General features: G+C 44.4%; 23 protein-coding genes and 5 tRNA genes. 22 read left to right on the top strand and 6 right to left on the bottom strand.

What is annotated here, in order from left to right:
• The first annotated feature begins 27 nt into the window (after nt 1–27).
• The 9 genes from DWX61_RS18905 to DWX61_RS06300 all read left to right on the top strand — a co-directional run bounded on the left by DWX61_RS18905 (nt 28) and on the right by DWX61_RS06300 (nt 5,379).
• A complete protein-coding gene (locus DWX61_RS18905; protein WP_182433956.1) occupies nt 28–762 on the top strand; it encodes a sensor histidine kinase in 735 nt (244 codons plus the stop codon).
• Nucleotides 763–1,052: 290 nt separating this feature from the next.
• The gene (locus DWX61_RS06265; RefSeq protein WP_243119095.1) at nt 1,053–1,709 is read left to right on the top strand and encodes a DUF8462 domain-containing protein; all 657 of its coding nucleotides are present in this window, start codon (nt 1,053–1,055) and stop codon (nt 1,707–1,709) included.
• On the top strand, nt 1,699–1,944 hold the full coding sequence (locus DWX61_RS06270) for a hypothetical protein (RefSeq protein WP_182433964.1): 246 nt from the start codon (nt 1,699–1,701) through the stop codon (nt 1,942–1,944). Before DWX61_RS06265 ends, DWX61_RS06270 begins: the two co-directional genes overlap by 11 nt.
• Before the next feature lie 222 nt (nt 1,945–2,166).
• Complete coding sequence (locus DWX61_RS06275) at nt 2,167–2,430, top strand: hypothetical protein (protein ID WP_243101169.1); 264 nt, start codon at nt 2,167–2,169, stop codon at nt 2,428–2,430.
• A 197-nt stretch (nt 2,431–2,627) separates the two neighbouring features.
• On the top strand, nt 2,628–3,134 hold the full coding sequence (locus tag DWX61_RS06280) for a PF20097 family protein (RefSeq protein ID WP_118624348.1): 507 nt from the start codon (nt 2,628–2,630) through the stop codon (nt 3,132–3,134).
• A gap of 30 nt (nt 3,135–3,164) precedes the next feature.
• The gene (locus tag DWX61_RS06285; protein ID WP_118624350.1) at nt 3,165–3,527 is read left to right on the top strand and encodes a hypothetical protein; all 363 of its coding nucleotides are present in this window, start codon (nt 3,165–3,167) and stop codon (nt 3,525–3,527) included.
• 25 nt (nt 3,528–3,552) lie between these two features.
• Nucleotides 3,553–4,020, top strand: a complete 468-nt coding sequence (locus tag DWX61_RS06290) for a YbaK/EbsC family protein (RefSeq protein WP_118514727.1) — start codon at nt 3,553–3,555, stop codon at nt 4,018–4,020.
• 105 nt (nt 4,021–4,125) lie between these two features.
• Nucleotides 4,126–4,914: a uridine phosphorylase gene (gene udp / locus DWX61_RS06295; protein ID WP_118514725.1), complete on the top strand. Its 789-nt coding sequence runs from the start codon at nt 4,126–4,128 to the stop codon at nt 4,912–4,914.
• A gap of 42 nt (nt 4,915–4,956) precedes the next feature.
• On the top strand, nt 4,957–5,379 hold the full coding sequence (locus tag DWX61_RS06300) for a cytidine deaminase (protein WP_118514723.1): 423 nt from the start codon (nt 4,957–4,959) through the stop codon (nt 5,377–5,379).
• A gap of 168 nt (nt 5,380–5,547) precedes the next feature.
• Here DWX61_RS06300 and DWX61_RS06305 read toward each other — a convergent pair.
• A tRNA-Trp gene (locus DWX61_RS06305) sits at nt 5,548–5,618 on the bottom strand.
• A 129-nt stretch (nt 5,619–5,747) separates the two neighbouring features.
• Nucleotides 5,748–5,835, bottom strand: a tRNA-Ser gene (locus DWX61_RS06310).
• Between the two features lie 184 nt (nt 5,836–6,019).
• Here DWX61_RS06310 and epsC point away from each other — a divergent pair.
• The 4 genes from epsC to DWX61_RS06335 all read left to right on the top strand — a co-directional run bounded on the left by epsC (nt 6,020) and on the right by DWX61_RS06335 (nt 7,394).
• On the top strand, nt 6,020–6,940 hold the full coding sequence (gene epsC, locus DWX61_RS06315; protein ID WP_118624352.1) for a serine O-acetyltransferase EpsC: 921 nt from the start codon (nt 6,020–6,022) through the stop codon (nt 6,938–6,940).
• Nucleotides 6,941–7,065: 125 nt separating this feature from the next.
• Nucleotides 7,066–7,136, top strand: a tRNA-Gly gene (locus DWX61_RS06320).
• 3 nt (nt 7,137–7,139) lie between these two features.
• Nucleotides 7,140–7,212, top strand: a tRNA-Gly gene (locus DWX61_RS06325).
• 109 nt (nt 7,213–7,321) lie between these two features.
• Nucleotides 7,322–7,394: transfer RNA gene (locus tag DWX61_RS06335), tRNA-Gly, on the top strand.
• 105 nt (nt 7,395–7,499) lie between these two features.
• On the opposite strand, the gene DWX61_RS06340 is transcribed toward DWX61_RS06335, so the two are convergent.
• Nucleotides 7,500–7,715: a DUF378 domain-containing protein gene (locus DWX61_RS06340; protein ID WP_015524323.1), complete on the bottom strand. Its 216-nt coding sequence runs from the start codon at nt 7,713–7,715 to the stop codon at nt 7,500–7,502.
• A gap of 212 nt (nt 7,716–7,927) precedes the next feature.
• Nucleotides 7,928–9,091 (bottom strand): DUF5067 domain-containing protein, encoded by a 1,164-nt coding sequence (locus DWX61_RS06345; RefSeq protein WP_243101168.1) that lies wholly within the window; start codon nt 9,089–9,091, stop codon nt 7,928–7,930.
• Between the two features lie 290 nt (nt 9,092–9,381).
• Here DWX61_RS06345 and DWX61_RS06350 point away from each other — a divergent pair, with 290 nt between their 5' ends.
• The 3 genes from DWX61_RS06350 (at nt 9,382) to DWX61_RS06360 (ending at nt 12,428) form a co-directional block, all read left to right on the top strand.
• Nucleotides 9,382–10,320 carry an alpha/beta fold hydrolase gene (locus DWX61_RS06350; RefSeq protein WP_118514721.1) on the top strand — a complete coding sequence of 313 codons (939 nt, stop codon included), beginning with the start codon at nt 9,382–9,384 and terminating at the stop codon, nt 10,318–10,320.
• Between the two features lie 97 nt (nt 10,321–10,417).
• Complete coding sequence (gene malQ / locus DWX61_RS06355; RefSeq protein WP_118624354.1) at nt 10,418–11,962, top strand: 4-alpha-glucanotransferase; 1,545 nt, start codon at nt 10,418–10,420, stop codon at nt 11,960–11,962.
• 37 nt (nt 11,963–11,999) lie between these two features.
• Nucleotides 12,000–12,428 (top strand): hypothetical protein, encoded by a 429-nt coding sequence (locus DWX61_RS06360; RefSeq protein ID WP_118624356.1) that lies wholly within the window; start codon nt 12,000–12,002, stop codon nt 12,426–12,428.
• 129 nt (nt 12,429–12,557) lie between these two features.
• On the opposite strand, the gene DWX61_RS06365 is transcribed toward DWX61_RS06360, so the two are convergent.
• Complete coding sequence (locus DWX61_RS06365) at nt 12,558–13,088, bottom strand: VanZ family protein (RefSeq protein WP_118624358.1); 531 nt, start codon at nt 13,086–13,088, stop codon at nt 12,558–12,560.
• A gap of 226 nt (nt 13,089–13,314) precedes the next feature.
• Between DWX61_RS06365 and thyA the strand changes: the two genes are divergently transcribed.
• Together thyA and DWX61_RS06375 are read left to right on the top strand one after the other, a co-directional pair.
• The gene (gene thyA / locus DWX61_RS06370) at nt 13,315–14,163 is read left to right on the top strand and encodes a thymidylate synthase (protein ID WP_015524333.1); all 849 of its coding nucleotides are present in this window, start codon (nt 13,315–13,317) and stop codon (nt 14,161–14,163) included.
• Nucleotides 14,164–14,186: 23 nt separating this feature from the next.
• Entirely contained in the window at nt 14,187–14,681 is a 495-nt protein-coding gene (locus tag DWX61_RS06375; protein ID WP_118624360.1) for a dihydrofolate reductase, read from the top strand.
• A gap of 114 nt (nt 14,682–14,795) precedes the next feature.
• Here DWX61_RS06375 and DWX61_RS06380 read toward each other — a convergent pair whose 3' ends face one another.
• Nucleotides 14,796–15,821, bottom strand: coding sequence for a branched-chain amino acid aminotransferase (locus DWX61_RS06380; RefSeq protein ID WP_021651824.1), 1,026 nt, complete (start codon nt 15,819–15,821; stop codon nt 14,796–14,798).
• A 149-nt stretch (nt 15,822–15,970) separates the two neighbouring features.
• On the opposite strand from DWX61_RS06380, the gene DWX61_RS06385 reads away from it, so the two are divergent.
• The 4 genes from DWX61_RS06385 to DWX61_RS06400 all read left to right on the top strand — a co-directional run bounded on the left by DWX61_RS06385 (nt 15,971) and on the right by DWX61_RS06400 (nt 24,068).
• Complete coding sequence (locus tag DWX61_RS06385; protein ID WP_118624362.1) at nt 15,971–17,206, top strand: 5-bromo-4-chloroindolyl phosphate hydrolysis family protein; 1,236 nt, start codon at nt 15,971–15,973, stop codon at nt 17,204–17,206.
• A gap of 71 nt (nt 17,207–17,277) precedes the next feature.
• On the top strand, nt 17,278–18,426 hold the full coding sequence (locus DWX61_RS06390) for a toxic anion resistance protein (protein ID WP_118624364.1): 1,149 nt from the start codon (nt 17,278–17,280) through the stop codon (nt 18,424–18,426).
• 84 nt (nt 18,427–18,510) lie between these two features.
• The gene (gene ispG / locus DWX61_RS06395) at nt 18,511–19,575 is read left to right on the top strand and encodes a flavodoxin-dependent (E)-4-hydroxy-3-methylbut-2-enyl-diphosphate synthase (protein ID WP_118624366.1); all 1,065 of its coding nucleotides are present in this window, start codon (nt 18,511–18,513) and stop codon (nt 19,573–19,575) included.
• On the top strand, nt 19,575–24,068 hold the full coding sequence (locus tag DWX61_RS06400; protein WP_118514703.1) for a PolC-type DNA polymerase III: 4,494 nt from the start codon (nt 19,575–19,577) through the stop codon (nt 24,066–24,068). The genes ispG and DWX61_RS06400 overlap by 1 nt, the downstream gene beginning before the upstream one ends.
• Nucleotides 24,069–24,102 lie beyond the last annotated feature (34 nt).

The raw sequence follows: 24,102 nt of genomic DNA on the forward strand, positions 1-24,102 counted from the left end.
CATCAGGTAGCGGAGGCAAAGAAAGATGTGGCCCTGAAATCCAGATTTCTGTCTAATATGAGCCACGATATCCGTACGCCGGTAAATGGGATCATGGGTATGATCGAGCTGGAGTTTGAGGAATTTTCCGATCAGGAACTTTCATTTGATCTGGCGGATCTTCTGAGCAGAGCCAACACCGGTAAACAGATCCTTGCAGAGGAAAAGAATGTTGAGTTTGTAGTAGACTGGGAAAAATCTGATATGAGGCATACTGGTCTGAAAGGAAATCCGGTTTATCTGGAAAGAATTCTGACAGCAGTTGCGGACAATGCAGTGAAATTTACGGAACCAGGTGGCTGTGTGCAGGTGTGGTGTGTGGAAAAAGAAGCAGATCATGACCATGTGGTATATGAATTTACCTGTTCTGATAATGGGATTGGCATGAGTGAAGCTTTTATTCCTCATGTATTTGAGATGTTTTCCCAGGAAAATGAAACCTGCAGATCCAGATATGAAGAAACAGGCCTTGGCCCTGCCATCGCCAGAAAGATGGCAGACAGGCTGGGATGCGGCACGCAAGATCCGTTCCATGAGAAGAAGGGATACCGGTACAATTCCAATCATTGCCATGAGTGCCAATGCATTTGCGGAAGACATCATCAACAGCCGTATTTCCGGTATGGATCGGCATCTTACCAAGCCGCTGGAAGAGAAAAAACTTCTGGCTGCATTCCGGGAGTGTATGGGAAGAAATATGGGATAAGATATAGGTACTTATAGGGATTTTTCTGCGATATGATGCGGTGGAATGTTGAATAAAACCTCTGGATGCAGTAAAATAGGAATAAGATAATTTCTGGTATGATCAGTTAAACGTGGAGGTGTTTATATGTTTAAGATAAATCCATACAGACCTGGTGCCGGGTTAATGCCTGTTTATATTGCAGGACAGAGATTTATATCTTTCAAATAACTTAACGCAGAGTCTGACGGATGTTTTTACAACAATTGGAGAGACTGCTCAGAAAACAGAAACGCCGATATGTTTTTTTATTGATGAAATTCAGTATATGAAACAGAATCAGCTGGGATCGTTGATCGCAGCATTACACAGGACCAATCAGCTGGGGTATCCGGTAATGATCGTGGGAGCTGGACTGCCTAAAATTTATAAAATGCTTTCTGATGAGAAATCTTATTCAGAGAGACTGTTTGTGTATAAACAGGTTGATTCTCTGACATATGAGCAGTCAAAAAAAGCAATTGAGGAACCTGTCAGGAAATTCCATGTATCTTATACAGAAAATGCGATAAAAAAGATCGTGGAGATAACAAAGGGGTATCCATTTTTTATTCAGCAGCTCTGTCAGATCGTTTATAAAAGAACGGATTCAAGTGTCATAGAGTATTCTGACGTAGATCAGGGAATTGATGAATTTCTGAAAATGCTGGATGACGGATTTTTCAGATCCAGGTATGAAAGATGTGCGGAAAGTGACAAAAAATTTATATTCGCAATGGTAAAATGTGGAGAGCTGCCCTGTACGATATCAAATGTAGCAAAAAATCTTCACAAAAGTGTCAGTTCCATATCTACGACCAGAGCACAGCTGATCAGTAAGGGGATTATTTATCCGGTAAGATATAAAGAACTGGATTTCACGGTTCCGGAATTTTCCGGATTTATCCAGCGGTTGGATGAGTATAAGCAGTGGGATGAAAATTAATCAATATCTGGTAAAAATCCATTTCCATACAAATGAACCGTGGAAGATACTGGAATATTGTAATTCTGTTTGGATAGATTTGCGACAACTGGAGAATAAAGATGAAGATGATGAGGACTGTAATAGTTTTTATCTTGAAAATGAAAGTGGGGTAGGGAATATTACCCTGTATCAGGTATTTCCCGGAATTGAATTGGTTTACAACGACATGCATCTGGCATATTGCAGCAAGTGATTCCACAGATGAAAAAACAGAAACTTCCACAGAAGAAACCCAGAAGACAGAGGAAGAGAATCAGGCAGATGCCGAACAGCTTATGAAAGACCTTACAGGTTCTTATCAGGAACTGTGTCCGGTAATCCTTGATGACCAGTATAAACAGCTGTGGCTTGAAAACTGCAAGGATATGATGAAGATAAAAAAGAGCTGTTTTCCCATACATACTACTATGCAGGAATGGAAGAGACACGTGGCCTGTATGAGTATGAGAGCGATGATAAAGATTCCGGTGAGTTTACTTATTTCTACATTGCACCGGATACAAATGATACCACCTATCACATTGAGTTACGTTATGACAGCGATCTTGATGCTCTGGGACAGTATGATAAAGGGGACTATGCTTACTGGCTTGGCTCCGGAATTTCTACAGAGTATGACCAGGAGATGGTTGAGAACTGTATTAAACTTTTCTGCAAGGAGAATCTTTCTGAGCAGTAAGAAGTAAATTCCGGTATGTGAATATTTGATTTATAATAAAAAAGATTTCAGGGGCTGTTCGTCATGGACGGCCCCTGAAATTTTATAGAGGAGTTATGAAAGATTGTTGTCGTGGAGAAAATGAATCTATGTTATAATGGATGCAATAAAAGAAGATTGGCAGTTGCTGATCGCATACAGAAAGGTGGCAGGATTATATGAGTACGAAGAATATCAGCAGTTTTTTCAAGCGGAATCATGAAGCGGTACCGAAAGACACCGGGGAATCAAAGAGTGAATGTACAAAAGTTTACAATGCACAGAATATCATTGAAGCAGAGCAGATCGTAGAACTGCTGAAAGAAAATCATATTCCTGCTTTTTCCCAGGAAGCAGGCGGCAATCCTACGATGTACGGTTCTCCGGGATTTGGAATATACGGTGTGGATGTGCTGGTGAGAAGTGATGAGGCAGAACAGGCGCTTAAGATCATCGCGGAGATGGAGAACGTAGACGCAGAAGAAATGAAGGTGAAATGCCCCTATTGCGGAAGAGAGATGAGTGAGGGACAGATCCATTCATTTAACTCGGGAATGGAATGGAGAACCAGGGGTGAGTCCATACGGTTAAACACAGAAAAAGGCCTGTCGAAAATGATCTATGGTGACCGGATCGATGCTTATCGTTGTGAGCATTGTAAGAAGATCATTATATTTTATGAATAAACTGGACTATAATGTAAGGAAGAATGAACGATGTTATTTAAGAAGGTAAACCTGGAAGATTTCTACAGGATCAGACAGTTTTACTGGGATCTTATTGATGAGATGAGTGATCAGAATGATAAGATTGGATGGAAGAAAGGGATTTATCCTACAGATTCTTTTTTACAGGAAAGTCTTGACAGAGGAGAACTTTTTGTGCTGGAAGAGGAAGGGCAGCTTTGTGCAAGCGTGATCCTGAACAGTGTCTGTAATGAAGGATATGCAGGTGTACCGTGGAATATTGAATGTGATGTGGATGAGATTTTGTCCAGGCAAAAGACATGTTTTATGAGGACACTGGCTGGACGGAATACAAAATGTATGAACGGGTCTTGCAAGGGATTTTTGACATAAAATAGATATTTTGGAGGTACAGGAAATGTCACTGGAAAAAGCAGAAGAATATCTGAAAAACAAAGGAATGCTGGATCATGTGATCCGGCTGGAAGATTCTACGGCGACCGTCGTGGAGGCAGCTCAGGCCCTGGGTGTGGAACCGGAGATGATCGCAAAGACCATGTCGTTTCTTCGGGATGACCAGCCGGTACTGATACTGACGGAGGGAACCGCAAAGATCGACAACCGGAAATATAAGGATGCCTTTCACGTAAAAGCAAAGATGATTCCGTTTGAGCAGGTAGAAACCTGTATCGGACATGCACCTGGAGGCGTCTGCCCGTTCGGAATCAACGAAGGCGTGAATGTATATCTGGATGAGAGCCTGCGGCAGTTTGACATCGTTTATCCGGCAGCAGGAGATGACCACAGCGCAGTGAAGCTTTCCATCGAAGAACTGGAACAGATATCCGGAGCTGAAGGCTGGGTTGATGTGTGTAAGGAAAGCTGAAATAAAAGAATAAGGGACTGGATTGTATGAAAGTGCAGTCCTTTTTTTGTCCGGAAGAGACAGAAAAACGGGGAAAATCATTAGCTGGAAAAGGAGGAAACGGATATGAAAAATTATTCAGAAGATGCAAGCAGACAGTATCACATTCAGGTGGCAAAAGGAGAAGTAGGACGTTACGTTATCCTGCCGGGAGATCCGAAACGCTGTAAAAAGATCGCACAGTATTTTGACGATCCGGTTCTTGTAGCAGATAACCGGGAATATGTAACATATACCGGAACACTGGATGGAGTGAAGGTAAGTGTGACATCCACCGGAATCGGCGGACCGTCCGCTTCGATCGCAATGGAAGAACTTTATCGATGCGGAACGGATACATTTGTCAGGATCGGAACCTGCGGTGGAATGCAGCCGGAAGTAAAGAGCGGAGACATTGTTGTTGCAACCGGTGCGATCCGTATGGAAGGTACCAGCAAAGAGTATGCACCTATCGAGTTTCCTGCTGTGGCAAATCTGGAAGTGATCAATGCACTTGTGGAAGGAGCCAAAAAAGAAGGCTGTGAATTCCACACAGGTGTGGTACAGTGTAAAGATGCATTCTACGGTCAGCATGAGCCGGAAACGAAACCTGTCAGCTATGAACTGGTGAATAAATGGGAAGCATGGAAGCGCCTTGGATGCCTTGCTTCAGAAATGGAATCGGCTGCTCTCTTTGTAGTGGCGAGTTATTTAAAAGTGCGAGTGGGTTCCTGCTTTTTGGTAATGGCGAATCAGGAAAGAGAAAAACTTGGGCTGGAAAATCCGGTAGTACATGATACCGATAAGGCAATCCATGTTGCATTGCAGGCAATCCGGCAACTGATCCGTGCAGACTACCAGACACAGAAAAAGTAAGAATAACGGTTATGCACCTGATTCAGGAAAGGTGGGAAAATCATGGAAAAGAAACAGATTGAAGAAATGATCGATCTGGCGATCAGACAGATGGACTATTCATATGCGCCATACTCACATTTTCATGTAGGGGCTGTGCTTCTTGCCAAAAATGGCATCTATTATACCGGGTGCAACATAGAAAATGCTGCCTATACGCCAACAAACTGTGCAGAAAGAACTGCTTTTTTCAAAGCGGTCAGTGAAGGCGTGAGAGACTTTCAGGCAATCTGTATCGTTGGCGGCAAGGATGGTGTTCCTACAGAGTATGCAGCACCCTGCGGAGTATGCAGACAGGTTATGATGGAGTTCTGTGATCCGGAAACCTTTCAGATCATACTGGCAGTCAGCAGAGATAAATATGATATCTTCACATTAAAGGAACTATTGCCATTTGGATTTGGACCGGATAATCTGGAGAAATAAGCGCAGGTAGATACGTGCAGAGATTTTCACGATATGAAGTAGTGAGAAGTAAAATATTGAAAAGTGATCACCCAGATGTTGAATATCACAGGCCGGGCGGTCACTTTTTCTGTCATACAACAAAAAACGCTGAAAACCTTAATTAAGGCTTTTCAGCGTTCCTAAGAGCAGGGGATGAGAGAATCGAACTCCCACCAAAGGTTTTGGAGACCCCTATCATACCATTTGACCAATCCCCTATATTAAATTGTGTTTTCATCACTGTTGCAATTATACATATAAAATATACAATTGTCAAGAGATGAGAGTGCTTTTTTGTATAATAAAATATAAATAAAAATTCTTCCTGTCATAAATCGGCAGAAAAACGGAGATGGAGGGATTTGAACCCTCGCGCCGGTTGCCCGACCTACCGCATTTCGAGTGCGGACCCTTCAGCCACTTGGGTACATCTCCGGATGTTTTCAGAGCTTTTCAGCAGCTTTCGTGAAAACCTTTATTATTATATAAGGTATCCGGAGAAAGGTCAATCTTTTTTAAAATTTTTCTTTTTTGTATTATTGACGAATCTTCCGGACTATAATATGATAATGAGATAAAGTGTACAGACAGAAGTGGATGTGCAGAAATGGAGGGAATTATGAGCGATAAGAAATCAGCGATTCTCAGAGCAGCGAAGGGGCTTACTGAGAATTATGCTTCAGAAGAACTTTTTATGCCGAAGAGCGGCAGACGGCTGCCGAATCGTTCGGTGATCATTGATATAGTAAGAGATCTGAAATCAATTGTATTTCCGGGATATTTCAGTACGGATACCAGTGCTACCGTATTTCCGGAATATTATGTGGGACACAGACTGAATGACATTTATGACAGATTGAAGAATCAGATCGAGATTGCGCTTCTTTATCACGGAGAGGAACCGGAAGAGGCAGCAGCTCGTGCAGACAGAACCACATGTGGATTTTTTGAGCAGCTTCCTGAGATCCAGAGACTGCTTCTGACAGATGTGCAGGCTGGTTTTGACGGAGACCCTGCAGCCAAGAGTAAGGAAGAAATTATTTTTTCCTATCCGGGACTGTTTGCAATCTATGTATATCGTCTGGCTCATATTCTTTATAAAGAAGAAATTCCGTTTATCCCACGTGTGATGTCAGAATATGCACACGGCCGTACAGGAATTGATATCAACCCGGGAGCGACCATCGGAGAGTATTTCTTTATCGATCATGGTACCGGTGTGGTTGTAGGTGAGACTACAGAGATCGGAAATAATGTAAAGCTGTATCAGGGAGTGACACTGGGAGCGCTTTCCACAAGAAAGGGACAGCAGCTTGCCAATGTAAAACGTCATCCGACGATCCGTGATAATGTAACGATCTATTCTAATTCCACAGTGCTCGGTGGTGAGACGGTTGTAGGAGAGAATACGATTATAGGTGGTAATACCTTTATCACAGAATCCATTCCTGCAAATACCAAGGTCAGTGCAAAAAGTCCGGAGCTTGTGATCAAGAAACCGAAGGCCCAGGTTTCTGCCACAAATGTATGGGAGTATTGATAAAAATCCAATAAATAAAAAAGTTTAAAAAAATTGCAAAAAACTGTTGACAAATAAAACAGCTTGCTATATACTAATCATCGTTGCAGCGGTCAAGCAGTCGGTAATCACCGAAGCGACGGTGCGCGGGTGTAGTTCAATGGTAGAACACCAGCCTTCCAAGCTGGATACGTGGGTTCGATTCCCATCACCCGCTTATGCGATAGTGGCGTAGTTGGTAACGCGCGACCTTGCCAAGGTCGAGACCGCGGGTTCGAGCCCCGTCTATCGCTCTCATCGAAAGATGAAGATTTATAATCTCATAACTGCTGGTCTAGTTCAATGGTAGAACACCAGGATTCCAAGCTGGATACGTGGGTTCGATTCCCATCACCCGCTTGTGCGATAGTGGCGTAGTTGGTAACGCGCGACCTTGCCAAGGTCGAGACCGCGGGTTCGAGCCCCGTCTATCGCTCTTCGGAACTCTGAGGTTGATCAGAGTTCTTTTTTGTTGCGAAAAAATCCTCTGCTTTATTTTTATGCAGCAGAGGATTTTTCGTGTTATGTGTTACTGCGTAGCTTATTCAGTTGTTTCACCCTGGTCGATCAGAGTATAGAAGGTCAGAAGATAAAGCCCGCATAAGCCTACAAGTCCGTAGATGATCCGGGAGAGCCAGCTCATGCTTCCGAACAGAAATGCTACCAGATTAAAATTAAAGAAGCCGATCAGACCCCAGTTTATGGCACCGACCACAGCAATGGTCAGGGTGAAGTACTGCAGACATTTATTTGACATAAGTCACCATCCTTTCGTTATACAGGAAATAGTTTTTCATAGAATCAAAAAAAATATACACAGGAATGAGAAAAAGAAAAACGGAAATTTCTGCCAGCCATGAAAAAATCATGGAGGAGAAATTTCCGTTTTTCTTTCATATGCAAGATAAAATGTAAATTTCCGGTTTATCGAATTTGGATCGTAAATATCCGCCCGGCAATTCAGATATCTTACTTCAGCTTCAGAACCTGAGAGGTTGTCTGTCCACCGCTTACATTCAGAGTTTCTTTGCCCTGAAGCGTTACATCACTGGTAGTATCCTTCAGAAGAAATACCTGGCATACAGTGACGGTCTTTCCGGGATCAATGGTGCTCATGTAGTTATCTACAGCATCATCGCTGGCTTCCGGATAAGTTCCTTCCAGAGCTTCCCCGTTCTGAGAAGCCTGCAGGGTGAAGTCTACAAATGCACTGGACTGGGAATCACCGGAGTTTGTATAGTCGTAGTAGATCATCAGACAGGGATTTCCGCCGTAGTCTTTTGAAATCGCAAACTGTTTGAAACGGACGGAGAATTTGTCAGTTGTAATATCAATGGATGCACTTGTGCCTTCAGCAGAGGCCGTGTTGCCTGGGGTGGAAGAATCCTCAGTAGCGGCAGAACTGCTATCTGTGCTGTCATCCGTAAGCTGGGATGATATCTCGTCTTTTACGCTTTTGAAGTTTGCGCACATAACTTTGACTGTGGTGTCATCCAGAGAAACGATCTTCCAGTCACTGCCGATTTTGATCAGAGGATAGGTGATATCGATCTCACTGTATTTCTCATCAGCTGTGGAAGCATTTTCGGCAAGAAGTGCAGCGAGCATTTCCTGGATATCATCCTGTGTCATTTCTTTTCCGGCATAGGCTGCGACAGCAATCTTACGGGTGTATTCCTGAATGGTTGCTGCATAGATATTGGTTCCGTCAATATATTTCATGTGAACCGTTATCCTGGCAGTTCCGTTCTGGATGTCAAATTTGTTTTTGGTGATCTTGTAGGTCATTTTTTTGTTGACGGTAGTGAAGAAATCTGTGTAAGCAGAATCCCGGATATCTGCATCATCCAGAGCACTGAGATCATGACTCTGGAGAAGGTTCTCCATTGTGGTAAAATCCATGTTCTGCATGCCTGTGAGAAATTCTTCTGTGGCTTCTACCGGTTTATGGCGCTGCATCATATACCAGGCGGTTCCGCCGGCTGCGGCAGCGATCAGAAGGATGATCAGACAGATCACGAGAGGCTTTTTGCTTTTTTTCTTTCTGTGGGGAGTGTCGTCTTCAAAATCATTGGAGATCAATGATCTGGAGAGCTCGTCGTCATAAAAATCATTATTGTCTTCTGTATTCATTATTCCTCCTTACGATAAGTCATTCTGGTTTTCGGGTGGGTAAGTCAGAGACTATCTGTTTGCATTTGCGGGCAAACAGCATCACTCTGTGTTACCGTAACGATTATATCATAGGTTTACTGTTTGAGAAACCCCCTGTGTTATGATATACTAAAAGTGTTAATGTTCACTCCGTGAGGAATATTACCGGTGAATAGTAACCTGAAAGACATAGAAAAGTGGTTGAGTACAGGTGACAAAGCGGAATGCGAATGCTCGCTTTATGCAGCAGAATAGGTGAGGTGAAATATATGTTACGGACAATTCAGTATTCATTTCCTTCAAAAGCAGACGGATTGGAAATTTCCTGCTTGGCAGTAGTGCCGGATCTGGAACGTAATGAGAAATACCGTGGGATCATACAGATCGTTCACGGAATGAGTGAGTACAAGGAACGCTACATTCCTTTTATGGAATATATGGCAGAGCGAAAATATATAAGTGTGATACATGATCACCGTGGCCATGGGAAAAGCGTACGCAGTAAAGAGGATCTTGGGTATATGTACGGTGGCGGGGCGGATGCCATGCTGCAGGATATCCATACGGTGAACTGCTTGATCAAGGATCATTTCCCGGGTATTCCGCTGATTCTTTTCGGACACAGTATGGGATCCCTGGCAGTCCGTGCCTATGCAGCTCATCATGACAGCTGTATGGATATGCTGATCGTCTGCGGTTCACCCAGCTATAATGCATTTCGTCCGGTTGGAGTAGCTCTGGCAAAGGCGGGAAAAACTGTTTTCGGGCCTAAACACAGTGCGGGTCTGATCGAGATGATGTCTTTTGGAAGCTATGCAATGCGCTTCAAAAAAGAAAAAAACCGTTTTTCCTGGATCTGTTCTGATCCGCAGGTTGTGCAGGATTATTCGGATTCAGAATACTGTGGATTTACCTTCACGGATGATGCATATCTGGCACTTTTTGACCTGATGAAAAGAGCCTATGATGTGAAGCACTGGAAGTGTACAAAGCCGGAAATGCCGGTGCTGTTTGTCAGTGGTGCGGAGGATCCCTGCATGGGAAATGTGAGACAGTTTGCGAAGGCTGTCCGTGCCATGCGTTGTGCAGGATACCGGGATGTCCGGGGAAAATTATATCCGGGAATGCGCCACGAGATCCTGAATGAGAAAGACAGGGAAAAGGTTTATCATGATATATTTACATATATCTGCAAAAAAGGACTTTGAACGCTCTGTGACAGAGTGATATAATATAAACCTGAGTGCTCCTGCAGACATCTGTGAGAGGGCGCAACTACTGAGAAAACAGGAGGATTCGTAAATTATGAGAGCAAGTGGGATTTTACTTCCGGTATCCAGTCTTCCATCGAAATATGGGATCGGATGCTTTTCTGAGGAAGCATATGAGTTTGTAGACCAGCTGGCAAGAGCAGGACAGAAATACTGGCAGATCCTTCCTCTCGGACCTACTGGATATGGAGATTCACCATACCAGTCTTTTTCTACCTTTGCGGGAAATCCGTATTTTATTGATCTGGAGGCTTTTGTAAAAGAGGGATATCTGGATAAAAGTGATTGTGAGGACTGTGACTGGGGTACAAACGAGAGCTATGTGGATTATGAGAAGATTTATAATTCCAGATTTCGGCTTTTGAGAAAAGCCTTTGAAAATTATGACTGTGAGACAGATCAGGAGTACCGGAAGTTTGTAAAAGAAAATGCTGCCTGGCTGGAAGATTACAGCCTGTATATGGCAATCAAGGACAGTCTGAATGGGATCAGCTGGATCGAATGGCCTGCGGAACTCAAAAACAGAGAAAAAGCTGCATTGGCTGAAGAAAGAGAGAAGCTTGCAAAAGAAGTGGGATTTTACTGTTTCCAGCAGTTCTGCTTTTTTAAACAGTGGACAGCACTGAAAGCTTATGCAAATGACAAGGGAGTGGAGATGATCGGAGACATCCCGATCTACGTTGCGTTTGACAGTGCGGATGCCTGGGCACAGCCGGAATTGTTCCAGTTTGATGAGGAAAATGTTCCGATCGGTGTTGCCGGATGCCCGCCGGATGCTTTTTCCGCAACGGGGCAGCTCTGGGGAAATCCGCTTTATGACTGGGAATATCACAAGAAAACAGGTTATGCATGGTGGACACGCCGAATGGCAAATTGTATGAAGCTTTATGATGTGGTAAGGATTGACCATTTCAGAGGCTTTGATGAGTATTATTCCATTCCGTACGGAGATAAAACTGCGGAGTTTGGTCACTGGGAAAAGGGACCGGGAATGGATCTGTTCCGTGCGCTTGAAAAGAATCTTGGAAAGCTGGATGTGATCGCAGAGGATCTTGGTCTCCTTACAGACAGTGTGATCGAGATGGTGGAAGAATCCGGATTCCCGGGAATGAAGGTATTGCAGTTTGCTTTTGACGAGAATGAGGACAGTCCGTATCTGACGCACAGATATGAGAGGAATTGCATTGTTTACACAGGTACTCATGACAATGAGACAACGAAAGGATGGTTCCGCAATCTGAGCCAGCATGACCGGAATTTTGCCAGGGCCTATATTGGCTGTGAGGGCAAGCATGAGACTGCGGCAGTGTGGAGTATGATACGTGCGGCGATGTCCAGTGTTGCAGATCGCTGTGTGATCCCGGTACAGGATTATCTCTGCCTTGGAAATGAGGCAAGGATCAATGAACCGTCAACTCTTGGTGACAACTGGAAGTGGCGTATGAAAAAAGGCCAGCTCAATGAAACAATTATTCAGAAGATTTATAAAATGACAAAGCTTTATGGAAGGCTTGTAAAAGAAGAAACGGAAGAGAAGGAAAAAACAGAAGCTGACAGAGAAAAGATATCTGACAAATAGAGAAATATAAGGATATCAGAAAGGACAGAAATACATCATGGAAGAACAGAAAAGTGAAAATAAGGAAGAGCTGCAACAGGAAACTGCTGAGGAAAAGAATTCCGGACAGGGAAATCCTTCCACAAGAAGCAGTCTTCTGTGGATCTTTGCCGGAGGCTATCTTGTGTATACAGGATATCGTCTCTGTGCCAGTGTCATAAGCGGAGCAGAAGATTCTGGTGTGGTATTTCTGGCAGCGGGAGGTATTTTTGTTGTGATCGGAGCAGTGCTTCTGATCATGGCAATCCGTAATCTTGCAAAGGCTGGCGCACAGAAACATGAGCTGGAAGAAGCAGCAGCGAAAAAAGCGTCGGAGAATGCTGCTCAAAATCCGGAAATATCGGAAAAGAAAAAAATGTCAATTGCGGAGCGGGCGCATCTCACGGAAAATCTGGATGATGCACCGGATGAAAAAGACGAAAAATAAAACCGGATGCAGGTGAGAGTAAAATGCCTGCTGAGATATGACAATTAGTAATAGCAAAAACGGAACATCATAAGGCGAAAAAATCCTTATGTATGTTCCGTTTTTTTGATCAGGCAGATCGCAAAACAGTTATCTGCGTCTCTGCGTGTTTCTGCGTTTTTTTCGAGATTTTTTTCTACTGGGGGTATGTAAGGTAGACCAACAGAATGCCTGCACCAGCAAAATTCCGATCATTGCTCCGCAGCTGTCGATTCCTACATCCCTTACGGAAGGTCCGCGGGCGTCTACAAAAGACTGGTGGTATTCATCCAGTCCGGCAAATCCCACACATACAAATCCGGCAAGGAGCATCAGCCAGACTCCCCGAACTCCGTATACATAGAGAGGGAATGAAATAGATATGGCCAGCAGGCAGTATTCTGTCATGTGAGCAGCCTTACGGACATAAAATTCGATACCGGCAGCTTCCTGGGAAAGCTGTTCCGGGACTTTGTCGGAAGCTAATATTTCGTTTCTGGTTTCTACGATCTGATAGCTGACCTTGTAGCTCAGGGCACCGGAAACATCTCCGGTCTGTGCGGAAAAAGAGTAGATCACGTACATCATCAGGATCGCAGGTGCAAAAGAAAAAGGTTTTAATAATGTAATCAGTATTTTCATGGCTCTTAATATAGCACTCCCGCATGGAAAAGTCCAGAAAAATACAGAAAAAGGACAGGGAAAAGGAAAAACAGTAACAAAACAGTAACAATGGGACAGGAGGTTAAAGGGGAAGTGGACAGTAAGGGCTGAAATGTGTTAGAATATGAAATAAATTTCAGGGGCATTTTTAAGAAAAAAGCGGCCCGGGATCGAACAGAAGAAAATTACAGGAGGAAATCAACAAATGAGTCTTGCAGATAATATATTCATTGACATGTGCAAAGATGTCATAGAAAACGGAACCAGCACAGAGGGTGAGAAGGTACGTCCTGTGTGGGAGGATGGAACTCCGGCTTATACCATCAAGAGATTTGGTGTTGTGAACCGTTATGATCTCCGGAAGGAATTTCCGGCACTGACTTTAAGAAAAACAGCGTTAAAGAGTGCCATGGATGAGATTCTATGGATCTGGCAGCAGAAATCCAATAATATCCATGATCTTCACAGCCACATCTGGGACAGCTGGGCAGATGAGAACGGCTCCATCGGAAAAGCCTACGGCTATCAGTTAGGTGTGAAGCATCAGTATAAAGAGGGAATGATGGATCAGGTAGACAGAGTTCTTTTTGATCTTAAGAACAATCCGTACAGCAGAAGGATCATGACCAATATTTATGTACATCAGGATCTCCATGAGATGAATCTTTACCCATGTGCCTATTCCATGACTTTCAATGTAACCAAGGAACCCGGAAAAGACAAGCTGGTCCTCAATGCGGTGCTGAACCAGAGATCTCAGGATATCCTGGCTGCAAACAACTGGAATGTGTGTCAGTATTCTCTTCTTCTCATGATGATCGCACAGGCCTGCGATATGGAAGCCGGAGAGCTTGTTCATGTGATCGCAGACTGCCATATTTATGATCGTCATATTCCGGTAATTAAAGAACTGATCTCCAGAAAACCGTATCCTGCACCGACAGTAAAACTGAATCCGGAGATAAAGGATTTTTATAAATTCACCACCGATGATCTGATCGTGGAGAATTATGAGACATGGCCACAGATCAAAAATATTCCCATTGCAGTATAATTGCATAAAGAAAGGAAGAAAGAATGAATATTATTGTTGCAGCAGATAAAAACTGGGGAATCGGAAGAAATAATGAACTTCTGGTAAGTATTCCGGCAGATATGAAGATGTTCCGTGAGGAAACTACAGGAAAAGTGGTTGTTATGGGAAGAAAAACACTGGAGTCTTTTCCAAACGGACTTCCTCTGAAAAACAGAACCAACATTGTGATCTCCGGCAACAGGGATTATCAGGTAAAAGGTGCTGTGGTCGTTCACAGTATTGAGGAGGCGCTGAGGGAAGTGGAGAAATATCCGGCAGAGGATGTGTACTGTATCGGCGGAGACAGTATTTACAAACAGATGCTTCCGTATTGTGATGTAGCTCATGTGACAAAAATCGATTTTGCATATGAAGCGGATGCGTATTTCCCGAACCTGGATGAGGACCCGGATTGGGAGATTACAGCAGAGAGTGAAGAACAGACATACTTTGATCTGGAATATGCGTTTGTGAAATACGAGAGAAAAGATAGATAATGTGAGCGCAGATCATAAAGCAGAATGAAAAATAATAAAAAACAGACCACTGATAAAAATACGGCGGTCTGTTTTTTGTATTTAATGTTATGTATAATGACGAAAATCCGGCAATTACTCGATTACGTGGATCCATCCTTTCGGTGCTTCGATGCGTCCCATCTGGATACCTGTCAGTGTGTCATACAGCTTCTGGATGACCGGACCCATTTTTTCCATTCCGCTTGGGAAGCAGATTTCTTTGCCGTGATCATTGATCTTTCCGACAGGAGAGATAACTGCAGCAGTACCGCAAAGACCACACTCTGCAAAATCTTTAACCTCATCGAAGTAGACCTCACGCTCTTCAGCTTCCAGTCCAAGATACTCCTTTGCAACGTAGATCAGAGAACGACGTGTGATGGAAGGAAGGATGCTGTCAGACTTCGGTGTTACAACCTTGCCGTCTTTAGTAACGAAGATGAAGTTTGCTCCGCCTGTCTCCTCAACTTTTGTACGAGTCTTGGGATCAAGGTACATGTTCTCATCAAATCCCTGTTTGTGAGCATCTACGATAGCGTGAAGGCTCATTGCGTAGTTCAGGCCAGCCTTGATGTTGCCGGTTCCGCAAGGTGCGGCACGGTCATAGTCGCTGACACGGATCGTGATCGGTTTGGCGCCGCCTTTAAAGTACGGACCAACCGGTGTTGTAAGGATACGGAACTGATATTCGTCAGCAGGTTTAACACCGATCACGGCGTTGGAACCAAACATGTACGGGCGAAGATAAAGTGTTGCGCCGGAACCATATGGCGGAACCCATGCAGCATTTGCCTTAACAACCTGCTCAACAGCGTCGATAAATCTTTCCTTCGGGAATACCGGCATTTCAAGTCTTGCCGCAGATGCAGCGATACGCTCTGCGTTCAGGTCAGGACGGAAAGTAACGATATGTCCGTCTTCTGTTGTGTATGCCTTCAGACCCTCGAATACACTCTGAGAATACTGAAGCACACCAGCACACTCGTTGAGTACGATATTAGGGTCTGTGCTTAAAGTACCCTCATCCCATTTTCCATCTTTAAAATTAGACACGTATCTGTAGTCGGTTGGCATGTAAGCGAATCCGATGCTGGACCAGTCGATGTTCTTTTTTTCCATAACGATTCCTCCGTTTACAATTTTTACTTTTTACCATTGTAAAACTTTTACGTGATGACTTCAATAGTTTTTTGTTCCTTTTTTTCATTTGCTTGTAATTTTAATATGATTTCGATATAATAAAAATTATCTATGGACTGGAGGGAAAAATGGACAATCACGAATTTGAAGACCTTGGAAAAAAGATTCAGGATATTGTAGATAATGCAGTGAATTCAAACAGCTATCACGAATTAAGCCATACGATCAACCAGACAGTAAATAAGGCCATTGATTCCGGAAGCGAAGCGCTGAAAAATGCGATGAATTCCGTGTTTGATCCGGGTGCTGATCCGGAATTCCGTAAGAAAAGCTATACATATCAGAGTCCTTATTACGGAAGAAGCAGAAAAGCAAAGCAGCAGGCTGCAAGAAAACAGACGGAATTGCTCTACGGAAAGACTACCGGTGAGAATCTCAAAGGCATGATGATGGCAGTTTCCGGTGGGATACTTTTAAGTGGCATGGGGCTTGGAGCCATGGTGCTTCTGATCTGGATGGGCATTGGACACAGCGGTGCACTTGCAGCAGGTGTGCTTGGAGTGATGTGTGCAGGCGCAGCAGGTGGTGGTGCTCTTTTGGGAGCAGGAACAAGCCGCCTCGGAAGACTGGGACGTTTCCAGAAATATATCCGTGCGCTGGGAGATCACACCTACTGTAATTTTCAGAAGCTTGCCCAGGCAGCAGGAAAGAACGAGAAATTTGTAAAAAAAGATATCAGAAGAATGATCCAGAAGGGCTGGTTTCTGGAAGGTCATGTGGATGAGCAGGGAACCTGTCTGATCACCAGTAATGAGACCTATCAGCAATATCTGGAAACACAGAAGCAGTTGGAGCTTCGTGAACAGGAAGCGGATCCTAAGGTTCAGCTGGAGGATAATATGAGTCCGGAAGCCCAGGAAGTCCTGAGAAAAGGAAATGAATTTCTGGTAAAGATCCGTGAGAGCAATGACGCCATTCCCGGGAAAGAAATTTCTGAAAAGATTTCCAGGATGGAAATGATCGTTCAGAAAATTTTTGAGCGAGCAGGAGAGCATCCGGAGGTGATTCCGGATCTTAAGAAAATGATGGATTACTATCTGCCCATGACTGTGAAGCTTCTGGATGCTTATGAGGATATGGATGGACAGCCTGTACAAGGCGAGAATATCACGGCTTCCAAGAAAGAAATTGAAGAAACCATTGATACACTGAATATTGCTTTTGAGAAACTTCTGGATTCCATATTCCGGGATACCGCGTGGGATGTATCCACAGATATTTCTGTGCTGCATACGGTTCTGGCACAGGAGGGGCTGACAGAGGATGATTTCGAAAAAATGAAACAGAATGCGGAAATGAAATAAGTACAACGAGCAGATAAGAAGCTGGAATACAGACATCTGCCGGAAGGTACAGCTGATCAAGGAGAATGCTTATGGGAGAAGAATTTAAAGACTTTGAGGTAGAAGCACCGGTACTGACTCTGGAACCGGATCTCACGGAAGAAAAAGAAGAAATTACAAAAAAAGAACCGGAGAAACCCCAGGAGCCTGCAGTAGAGGAACCGGTGTTATCTCCCCAGGAACAGAAAATCGTAGAAGATTTTGCAGCAAAGATCGATATTGAAAATACAAACCAGATCCTGCAGTACGGAGCCGGCACTCAGAAGAAGATGGCAGATTTTTCTGATGCAGCGCTGGTAAATGTGAAGACACAGGATCTTGGGGAGGCAGGGGAGCTTCTTGCAAATGTGGTAGGAGAATTGAAGGATTTTGATGCCACAGAGGAAAAGGGGTTTTTCGGCTTTTTCAAAAAACAGACAGCGAAGGTGGAAACTCTGAAAAACCGTTACACAAAGGCCGAGGGAAATGTGACGAAGATCACGGAAGCTCTGGAGCAGCATCAGATGCGTCTGATGAAAGATTCTGCCGTGCTGGACAAAATGTATGAGCAGAACCTTGCATACTTTAAAGAACTTTCCATGTACATTCTTGCGGGTAAAAAGAAGCTTAAGGAAGTCAGGGAGGGAAAGCTTAATGAATTGCATCAGAAGGCAGCGGTAAGCGGACTCCAGGAAGATGCACAGGCTGCCAATGATCTGGAAAGCAAATGTGACCGCTTTGAAAAAAAACTTCATGATCTGGAGCTTACCAGAACCATTTCCATGCAGACTGCACCGCAGATCCGCATGATCCAGAACAATGATACGACGATGATCGAGAAGATCCAGACAACCATTGTAAATACCATTCCTCTCTGGAAAAGCCAGATGGTGCTGGCTCTGGGGATCGCGCACTCCACAGAAGCCGCACAGGCACAGCGGCAGGTTACGGATTTTACTAATGAACTTCTGAAGAAAAATGCGGAAACGCTTCACCTGGCATCTGTGGAAACTGCAAAGGAGTCCCAGCGAGGTATTGTAGATATTGAAACTCTGAAAAAAACCAATCAGGAACTGATCCAGACACTGGATGATGTGATGAAGATCCAGCAGGAAGGCCGTGAGAAACGTCAGGCAGCAGAGGCAGATATGAGACGTATGGAAAACGAACTGAAAACAAAGCTGCTGGAGATCCGACGTTAGGAGTAAGAGTAAAAAGATAGTTCGGAAAGGAAAGGCAGGGCGTTTGAAGACACCTGCCTTTCAGGATTCATAAAGGAGATTTTTATGTACAGAGATCATACAAAAGTAATAAAAATTGGAAATCGTGTTATCGGAGGAGGAAATCCGATCCTTATCCAGTCCATGACCAATACGAAAACTGAAGATGTGGAAGCAACGGTTGCGCAGATCCTTTCTCTGGAAAAAGCAGGCTGTGATATTATCCGCTGCGCAGTTCCTACTATGGAAGCCGCGGAGGCTTTATCCCAGATCAAAAAACAGATCCATATTCCGCTGGTTGCGGACATCCATTTTGATTATCGCCTTGCCATTGCAGCCATGGAGAACGGTGCGGACAAGATCCGTATCAATCCGGGAAATATCGGTTCCAAAGAGAGGATCCAGGCAGTTGTGGATACAGCAAAGGAACGGAATATCCCTATTCGTGTAGGAGTAAACAGCGGTTCCCTTGAAAAAGAACTGGTGGAAAAATATCACGGTGTCACAGCCGAAGGACTTGTGGAGAGTGCGCTTGATAAGGTGCGCATCATTGAAGAGATGGGATATGACAATCTTGTGATCAGCATCAAATCTTCTGATGTTCTCATGTGCGCCAGAGCCCATGAACTGATCGCAGAAAAAACACAGTATCCTCTTCATGTGGGAATTACAGAAGCAGGAACTCTGTATTCGGGAAATATCAAATCAGCTATCGGACTTGGGATCATCCTGTATCAGGGAATCGGAGATACCATCCGTGTTTCTCTGACAGGCGCGCCGCTGGAAGAAGTGAAATCAGCCAAAAGGATCCTGAAAACGCTGGGACTTCGCAAAGGAGGCGTGGAGGTTGTTTCCTGTCCGACCTGCGGAAGAACAAAAATCGATCTGATCGGTCTTGCAAACCAGGTAGAGACTATGGTACAGGATATTCCTCTTGATATTAAGGTTGCGGTTATGGGCTGTGTGGTAAATGGGCCGGGAGAGGCGAAGGAAGCAGATCTTGGAATTGCAGGAGGCGATGGTGTTGGTCTTCTGATCCGGCATGGAGAGGTTGTAAAAAAAGTACCGGAAACGGATCTTTTGGATACACTTCGTCAGGAACTTCTTATCTGGAATGAGCAGGAGTCATAATGGAGAAAGATTTTTTTGATGTATTTCCGCATCTTAAAGTGAAGAAAGAGCTGGAAGAACTTCTGGACATGGTATTTGTGACAAAGGTTTCCATGAACCCCGGAAGAACTCATCTGAGGGTTTATATCGAAAGCAGCCGCTGGATACACAAGAAGAATATTTTTGCGCTGGAGGATGAGATCGAACGGCAGTGTTTTCCGGGGATTCCCATGACTGTAACAGTTGTGGAAAAATTTCATCTTTCCGAGCAGTATACACCGGAGAACTTTCTGGAAAGCTACCGTTCCAGTATGGAGATGGAGTTGCGCAACTATAATATGTTGGAGTACAATTTGTTCCGTAGATCAAAAATCACTTTTACAGGAAAAGATACCTTGCGTATGGAGCTTCCGGATACGGTTATTTCCAGACAGAAAAGCGAAATACTTGTTGAATATTTTCATAAGGTTTTCTGTGAACGCTGCGGTATGGATCTGAAAGTGGAACTGGATTTTGTGGAAGTGAAAGAGAGTAAATACCGGAAAAATGCTGCACTTCAAATCAAACAGGAAGTGGAAAATGTCCTGAAGCATGCCAAACTCAGCGGTGATCAGGAGCGTGAACCGAAGCAGGAGGAGGCAGCCAAGGAAGAGACAAAGAAAAACTCAGGAGATAATAAGGGCGAAAAGACAAACGAGAAGAAATCTTTTGACAAAAAACAGCAGAAGGTTCAGAAGGGAGATTTCCGCGGCAGCTTCGGATTCCGCAGGGACAGCAATCCGGATGTGGTTTACGGCAGAGATTTTGATGGAGAAACGATTCCGCTGGAGAGCATTACCGGTGAGATGGGTGAGGTTATCATCCGATGTCAGGTTATGGATGTGGAAGCTCGTGAGATCCGAAATGAAAAAACGATCCTGATCTTCCCTGTGACCGATTTTACGGACAGTATTGTTGTGAAGATGTTTTTGCGTAACGAGCAGGTTCCGGAAGTGACAGAAAGTGTAAAAAAAGGCGCATTCCTGAAACTGAAGGGAGTTACCACCATTGACCGCTTTGACAGCGAGCTTACTATTGGAAATATTACAGGTATCAAGAAAATCGCCAATTTTACCAGCACAAGAATGGATACCAGTCCTCAGAAGCGTGTGGAGCTTCACTGTCACACCAAGATGAGCGATATGGATGGTGTCAGCGATGCAAAGGCATTGGTAAAACGTGCTTATGAGTGGGGACATAAGGCTATCGCTATCACTGATCATGGCGTGGTGCAGTCCTTCCCGGAGGCAAATCACTGCTTTGATGCCTGGGGCGGTTGTGTTCCAAAGGAGTCTGATTTTAAGGTGCTCTATGGAATGGAAGCGTATCTGGTAGATGATCTGAAGGGTATGGTCACCAATTCCAAAGGGCAGCGGCTGGATGGTGATTTTGTTGTTTTTGATATTGAGACTACGGGATTTTCAGCACTGACCTGCAGGATCATTGAGATTGGCGCGGTAAAAGTGGAAAAAGGACAGATCACAGATCGTTTTTCCACATTTGTAAACCCGGAAGTGCCCATTCCGTTCCGCATTGAGCAGCTGACAAGTATCAATGATTCCATGGTCCTGGATGCACCTGTGATAGAGGAAGTACTGCCGAAATTCCTGGAATTCTGTGAGGGCTGCGTGATGGTGGCCCATAATGCGGACTTTGATATGAGCTTTATTATTGAAAACTGTAAACGGCAGGGGATTTCGGATGATTTTACTTATGTGGATACTGTTGGTATGGCCAGATTCCTTCTTCCTGCCCTGAACCGTTTTAAACTGGATACGGTAGCCAAGGCAGTAGGTGTTTCTCTTGATCATCACCACAGAGCTGTGGATGATGCGGCATGTACCGCAGAGATTTTTGTGCGGTTTGTAAAGATGCTGGAAGAAAGAGATATTTTTGATGTGGATGAGATGAACAGTCAGGGTGCGGTTTCGCCGGATACCATCCGAAAGCTGCCCACATACCATGCTATTGTTTTTGCAAGAAATGAAACCGGAAGGATCAATCTGTACAAGCTGGTAAGTCAGTCCCATTTAAAGTACTATCACAGAAGACCAAGGGTTCCAAAAAGTGTGCTGGAAAAATACAGGGAAGGCCTTCTGGTGGGAAGTGCCTGCGAGGCAGGAGAACTTTATCAGGCACTTCTTCGCAATGCACCGGATCAGGAGATCGCCAGACTGGTAAATTTTTATGACTATCTGGAAATCCAGCCTCTTGGGAACAATGCGTTTATGCTTGCGGATGAAAAGCACGATATGATCAATTCTGAGGAAGACTTAAAAGAGATAAACAGGAAGATCGTAAAACTTGGAGAGCAGTTCAAAAAACCGGTGGTTGCCACCTGTGATGTGCATTTTATGGATCCCCAGGACGAGGTTTACCGACGGATCATCATGGCAGGAAACGGATTTTCTGATGCAGATAACCAGGCTCCGCTTTATCTTCGTACAACGGAGGAAATGCTGGAGGAATTTTCCTATCTGGGAAGTGAAAAGGCGGAAGAGGTGGTGATCACCAATACCAATAAGATCGCGGATATGATCGAGAAGATATCACCGATCCATCCGGATAAATTTCCACCGGTCATTGAGAACTCCGAGCAGGATCTTAAGGATATCTGTTTCACGAAGGCCCACGAAATGTACGGAGATCCGTTGCCGAAGATCGTGGAGGACCGTCTGGACAGGGAACTGAATTCTATTATCTCCAATGGTTATGCGGTAATGTATATCATTGCACAGAAGCTCGTGTGGAAGTCCAATGAGGACGGCTATCTGGTTGGATCCCGTGGTTCTGTAGGTTCTTCTCTGGCAGCGACCATGTCCGGTATCACGGAGGTAAACCCTCTGCCGCCTCATTATCTCTGTCCGAATCCAGACTGTAAATACAGTGATTTTGATTCCCCTGAGGTGAAAAAATACGCGGGTATGGCAGGATGTGATATGCCGGATAAGATCTGTCCGAAATGCGGCACCAGGATGAACAAGGAAGGTTTTGATATCCCTTTTGAGACATTCCTTGGTTTTAAAGGTGATAAGGAGCCGGATATCGACCTGAATTTCTCCGGTGAATATCAGGCCAATGCCCACCGGTATACAGAGGTTATCTTCGGAAAAGGGCAGACATTTAAGGCGGGTACCATTGGTACCCTTGCGGAAAAAACTGCATTTGGTTATGTGAAGAACTATTATGAGGAACGGGGGCAGCACAAGCGCTACTGTGAGATCAACCGTATCGTGAAGGGCTGTACCGGTGTCCGCCGTACCACTGGCCAGCATCCGGGAGGTATTATCGTACTGCCTATGGGTGAGGAGATTGAGAAATTTACACCTGTGCAGCACCCGGCCAATGATGTGAACAGTGATATCATCACCACACATTTTGATTACCATTCCATTGACGGAAATCTTCTGAAACTTGATATACTTGGACACGATGATCCGACCATGATCCGTATGCTGGAGGATCTGACCGGCATCAGTGCAAGAACAGTTCCGCTGGACCAGAGAGATGTCATGTCCCTGTTTGCGGGAACGCAGGCTCTGGGGATCAGCCCGGAGGATATCGGCGGCTGCAGGCTGGGATGCCTCGGAATCCCGGAGTTTGGTACAGACTTTGCCATGCAGATGTTGATCGATACCAAGCCGAAATATTTTTCCGACCTGGTACGTATTGCCGGACTTTCTCACGGTACGGATGTATGGCTTGGAAATGCTCAGGTATTGATCCAGAATGGTACAGCTACCATTTCCACAGCAATCTGTACGCGAGATGATATTATGATCTATCTCATCGGAAAAGGAGTGGAAAGTGGTTTGGCGTTTACCATCATGGAGAGTGTCCGTAAGGGAAAGGGTCTTCGTGAGGAATGGATCCAGACTATGAAAGAGCATGATGTTCCGGACTGGTATATCTGGTCCTGTAAGCTGATCAAGTACATGTTCCCGAAAGCCCATGCGGCAGCTTATGTTATGATGGCGTATCGTATCGCCTGGTATAAAGTGTTTCATCCACTGGCTTATTATGCAGCATTTTTCAGTATCCGTGCCACATCCTTTTCCTATGAACTGATGTGCATGGGAAAAGAACGTCTGGAATATTATATGGCGGAGATCCGGAAAAAAGGTGATGAAGCATCTAAGAAGGAACAGGATACACTGAAGGATATGAGGATCGTACAGGAAATGTATGCCAGAGGTTTTGATTTTGTACCAATCGATCTTTATAAGGCAAAGGCACACCGGTTCCAGATCATCGGAGATAAACTGATGCCTGCTCTGGATACCATAGAGGGTCTTGGAGATAAGGCAGCAGAGGCAGTTGTGGATGCTGCCGCAAAAGGCAGATTCCTTTCCAAGGATGATTTCCGTGACCGTACCAAGGTCAGCAAGACCGTTATCGATCTAATGGATGACATGGATCTTTTCGGAGATATCCCGCAGTCCAATCAGATGTCACTGTTTGATTTTACGGGTTGATATATGATACCGGAAGGGCTTACAATAAATAAAA

The organism is Ruminococcus sp. AF20-12LB, assembly GCF_003478985.1.
Taxonomy (GTDB): Bacteria; Bacillota; Clostridia; order Lachnospirales; family Lachnospiraceae; genus Blautia_A.